This window comes from Pseudomonas arcuscaelestis, assembly GCF_016881005.1.
Classification (GTDB): Bacteria; Pseudomonadota; Gammaproteobacteria; order Pseudomonadales; family Pseudomonadaceae; genus Aquipseudomonas; species Aquipseudomonas arcuscaelestis.
Genome location: NZ_JACOPV010000062.1, coordinates 1 through 1,161, shown reverse-complemented (window position 1 = coordinate 1,161; position 1,161 = coordinate 1). Strand labels below are relative to the sequence as shown.

1 protein-coding gene and 1 pseudogene are annotated in these 1,161 nt (G+C 58.4%); both read right to left on the bottom strand.

All coding sequences use genetic code 11. The features are described 5' to 3' along the window. Positions 1 to 390: pseudogene (locus H8F21_RS29240) on the bottom strand (endonuclease/exonuclease/phosphatase family protein); the annotation flags it as partial. A 10-nt stretch (positions 391 to 400) separates the two neighbouring features. Continuing rightward, positions 401 to 1,036 (bottom strand): thiol:disulfide interchange protein DsbA, encoded by a 636-nt coding sequence (gene dsbA / locus H8F21_RS29235; protein WP_159961874.1) that lies wholly within the window; start codon positions 1,034 to 1,036, stop codon positions 401 to 403. Positions 1,037 to 1,161: the final 125 nt, after the last annotated feature.

The window sequence follows — 1,161 nt, the reverse complement described above, 5'->3', positions numbered from 1 at the left end:
ACCATTGCTGTGCTGCGCCAGGCGCCCGAGGTTGCGATTGAGCTGCTGATACCAGTAAGGGAAAGCACCGAGCTGGGCCAAGTGCTCCACCTGATTGATGTAGCCGGAGCGCATGCTGCCGCCGTCGGCTTCCTGCAGGGCAACCAGGTCGAAGTCATTCAACAGGTTGCCGATTTTTTGCAGGTTGCCCGCACGACCGTTGTGGGGCAGCAGGTGCTGCCAGCCACGAGTGAGGTAGTGCCGGTACTTCTCGGTACTGATCCCCACCTGGATATTGAAGCTCAACAGGCGCAGGCGGCTGTCTGGCGGCAGGCCTGTTGATTCCAGGTGATGTTCGTTGACCTGCGCATCATGCAGGCCAACCACACGTTCGGTACCCCAGCGGCGCATGACAGGCCCCTTACTTGGCTGCCCGCTCTTTGGCGATCAGCTGGTCGGCAACATTGAGGGTTTGCTCAGGGCCGCCGGTGCTGCCCAGGTCGAAACGGTATTTGCCGTTGACGATCAGAGTAGGTACGCCTTGTACGCCGTACTTCTGCGCCAGTTCCTTGGCCTGTTTGATCTGGCCCTGGATCGCGAAGGAGTTGAAGGTGGCCAGGAACTTGTCCTTGTCGACGCCTTGAGTGGCAACGAATTCAGCCATTTCATCCGGCTTGGTCAGGCGCTTGCCTTCTTTTTGGATTGCATTGAACACGGCGTTGTGGACCTTGTGCTCCACACCCATGGCTTCGAGGGTCAGGAACAGTTGGCCGTGGGCATCCCATGGGCCGCCGAACATGGCCGGAATACGCTTGAAGTTCACGTCTTTAGGCAGCTTTTCGGCCCAAGGGTTGATGGTCGGTTCAAACGCGTAGCAATGCGGGCAGCCGTACCAAAACAGCTCCACCACTTCGATCTTGCCAGGCACCGCAACCGGTACCGGGTTTGCCAATTCAACGTAGGTCTTACCGGCTTCAAGCGGCACGTCGGCAGCTTGTGCGGTCATGCCGAAGAGGCTGACAGTGACGAGAGCGGCGCTGAGGATCAGATTACGCATGCTTTACTCCTGGACAAATAAAGTCGCCTCACGCGACCGTTGTTGTGACAGGTCTGCGCGGGCATGAGTTCGTTAGTGTAACGGCACCGGCCACAAAAAAGGGCGGCCCAGGCCACCCTTTTTAT

What these genes read in the sequence shown, in the direction of transcription:
- dsbA (WP_159961874.1), bottom strand. Translation starts at nt 1,036, where the DNA reads ATGCGTAATCTGATCCTCAGCGCCGCTCTCGTCACTGTCAGCCTCTTC.